We start from the raw sequence: 3,620 nt of genomic DNA on the forward strand, positions 1-3,620 counted from the left end.
ATCAAGGTCAACATATATCATCCCGTATATCTTAAGCCAACTGGATAAATTAGTCACACCCAGTAACTAGATTTTATATATAGATTAGCTACTTAATTTGATAATGGGTTCCCCATATCAGAATCAAGTGAGGTATATATACCTACACTTGTTAATAGCAATACATATTCTTTAAAATTCAATAATCTATATTCATATTAAATAACTATTTTCTTGACTTATATTTATATAATCTAAATATATACTAATATTTAAAATCTAAAATCTTATTTTTTAATTGATTTTCAATATTTCTTAATTCTACTTCAGCTTCCCTACGTTTTTGACGTCCTTCTGTTTGTATATTAAGTATTTCATCAAGAGTTGAAATTAATGACTCATTCGTAGCTCTAAGTGTTTCAATATCAACAATACCTCTTTCACATTCTTTTGCAGTTTCTATAGTTGAAGTTTTTAATATTTCTGCATTTTTACGTAAAAGTTCATTTGTCATATCTGTTACTTCCCTTTGAACTCTAGCTGCATCAGCAGCATGAGCAACTCCAAGTGATAAAACCATTTGATTTTTCCAAAGCGGAATAGTATTTATAATTGTAGATTGTATTTTTTCAGACATTAATGAATCATTATTTTGAATTAAACGAATTTGAGGAGCCATTTGTAAAGAAATCATTTTAGTTAATTCTAAATCGTGAATTTTCTTTTCAAAGCGATTGCAAAGGGCCACAAAATCATTTAATTCTTGAGCATCCTGAGGATTCCCACTATTTTTTGCTTTTTCTTGCAATTTAGGAAGTTCTTCCTTTTCTAGTTTTTGAAGTTTCTTTTTTCCAGCTAAAATATACATAGAAAGCTCTTTAAAATATACTTTATTTATTTCATACATCTTATCTAGCATAGCAATATCTTTTAAAAGCTGTATTTGATACGATTCTAGAACATTACACATTTTAGCTATATTATTATCTACATTTTCATATTTTATTTTCATTTGGGAAATCTTATCTTTGCCTTTTTTAAAGAAGCCTAAAATTCCTTTTTTCTCCTCGTATTCTTCAAAGTTCTTTAATTCATGAACTACATTAGATAATATTTCCCCAATTTCACCTAAATCTTTAGTTTTTACATTATTCAATGCTGACTGTGAAAAATCAGATATTTTTTTTTGAGCACCTACCCCATATTGTAAAATAGAATTTGAATTATTTATCTCTATTTTATCTACAAATTGATCAATCATTATTTTTTCTTCTTCTGTAAATTGAATTTCATCAATTATCTCTTCTTCTATTTTTTCTTCTTTTACTTTTACATCAAGAACTTCATCTTGAAATGGTTGAAAAGTTAATTCTGGTTTTATATCAGTAAATTCTCTTTTGAATTCATCACTCATTTTTAATTCCTCCTTTTTATTTAAAACTTACTTTGTAAAATCATCTTCTGCTAATCCCTCTTGTTTAAATAATGTTTTAAGAACAGAAATATCTGTAGAAATATCTAAAACAGCGTCTTCAAACAAATCATCTAATAAATTTTCAAAAGCTTTATTAATAAGATCAATACTCTTTTCAATTTCACTTTTAGCATTTTCTATATTGTCGCCTTGAACTAATTGATTATTTATCTCTTTATATGAGTTAATTAATTTTATAGTAATAGGAAGATAATGATTTATAAATTTATTAACTTCTTGTATCTTTTTAGGATTTTTTTCAACATAACAAATGATTTGATTTGCAATGTTTCCTAATTTATCTAACTTTGTAGCTATTTCTTCTCTATAAAGCTCATTTCTTACCGTTTTTATTTGTTCAATATAATTTCTTCCTATTTTAATTGTAGATTCGATTTCTCCTCTTCCTGAATTATCTATTTCTTCTTTTAATCTTTCCTTATTACTTTCTTTATACATTTGTGCCTTTTTTAAATTTAAATAGTCACCATAAACTTCATCATTTAACATAAAATAAGTTTTTTCTTCGTCTATATGACCTTCTAAAAACATACCTAAATCAATCATTTTATTTAGGTCTTTAACAACAAAACTCTCTTTCTCTTTAGCAAATTTTGCTAAGTCTTTAATTAAGAAATAACTATTGTCGTCAATAAATCTTACATACTTCTTAAAGCGCTTTAATCTTTTTCTTAAATTTATTCCTCTTAATAATAAACCTAAACTTACTATAAAAAATGAAATTAAAACTCCAAGAATAAAATTGCCACCGATAATAATACTACTAAAGAATGTATTAGCTATTAGAAATGACAACACTGAAAAACCATAAATTATACTTCCAGTAGCTCCAAATACTATATAAAGTATTCCCGATATACTTCCAGCTGGTCTTTTACTAATGTATGTTGATACATCATTTTTAGCTTTTTTATTTAAACTCATATATTTTTCACTATATTGATTAAACTTTGATTTAAATTGATTTAAGGTATCCTCAGTTTTATCGTTAATATCTCTTTTCAAATTAGCAAAATCTATTGCTTTAAGTGCATTGCTAACTGTAGACATAATTTGATCTTCTAAATCAGAAAAATCCTTTTTATTCATTATCTTGCCTCCAGATTATTTTTTATAATTAACATAAGTGTAGATATATACTATAATGTTATGTTAATATTTTAAGTTTATTATATCTTATAATTTAGCTAATTGTAACTGATAACTTAAAATGAATATATACTATTAACAATACTATCTTATCAACAATTCATTTTTTGTTTTCTATAAACAGATGGTGATATTCCTGTTTTCATTTTAAATCTTTCGATAAAATAACTAGTACTACCAAATCCACACTGATAAGCTATATCCGAAATCGAGTCATTAGTTGTAATTAATAAATCTGAACTTACTAATAAGCGGTAATTAATAATATATTCAAAAATAGTACAATTCATATATTTTTTAAATTCACGACAACAAGTACTTTTAGATAAATTAACTTCTTTTGCTAAATCATTAAGTTCAATTTTTTCCATATAATGATCACATATATAACTAATTATATTTTTTATATGTGAACTATTGTTTCTAACATTATCATTAAGAAATGATACAAAATACGATTTTATTAAAATATTCCATACCTCTATTAATAATATAAATATCTGTAATTCAAACCCCATTTCTTTCTTATTATACTCTTCATAAATTTTTAAAATATTATTTAGTATAACGGATTTCCATTCAATATCATTTTTCAAAATACAATAATTAATCCTAGAATTATCTATATAAGGTTGTATATATTTTCTATTTATGATACTTCCTGTGAAGCTAGATATAAAATCTGAATGAAAAGCTAGACATATATAAGAACAATCACTTCCCTTATAACTTTTTGCCTGGTGTAATTGTCTTGCATTTATAAATATACCTTCTCCTTCAGATAAAATTATTGAGTCTCCATCAACATTAAAATTAATATTACCTTTTGTTACAATACAAAATTGCAATTCTTCATGCCAGTGCCAATCAATATATCCCAAAATATTTTCACTTATCTTAGTTTTATATATTGTAATTGGAAATTCAAATGAACTGTGTTGTGTTACTTCTTTTTTATTTTTATTATTAATAATATTATTAGCCTGCATAGCTTTCC

General features: G+C 24.6%; 3 protein-coding genes. All 3 read right to left on the reverse strand.

Annotated elements, in window-relative coordinates; genetic code table 11:
* Positions 1–244 precede the first annotated feature (244 nt).
* On the reverse strand, positions 245–1,393 hold the full coding sequence (locus tag J7G74_RS10850) for a toxic anion resistance protein (protein ID WP_297135170.1): 1,149 nt from the start codon (positions 1,391–1,393) through the stop codon (positions 245–247).
* A 27-nt stretch (positions 1,394–1,420) separates the two neighbouring features.
* Positions 1,421–2,563: a 5-bromo-4-chloroindolyl phosphate hydrolysis family protein gene (locus J7G74_RS10855; RefSeq protein WP_297135173.1), complete on the reverse strand. Its 1,143-nt coding sequence runs from the start codon at positions 2,561–2,563 to the stop codon at positions 1,421–1,423.
* 152 nt (positions 2,564–2,715) lie between these two features.
* On the reverse strand, positions 2,716–3,620 hold a 905-nt coding region (locus J7G74_RS10860), incomplete at its 5' end, for an AraC family transcriptional regulator (protein ID WP_297135176.1).

This window comes from Terrisporobacter sp., assembly GCF_017888745.1.
Lineage (GTDB): Bacteria > Bacillota > Clostridia > Peptostreptococcales > Peptostreptococcaceae > Terrisporobacter.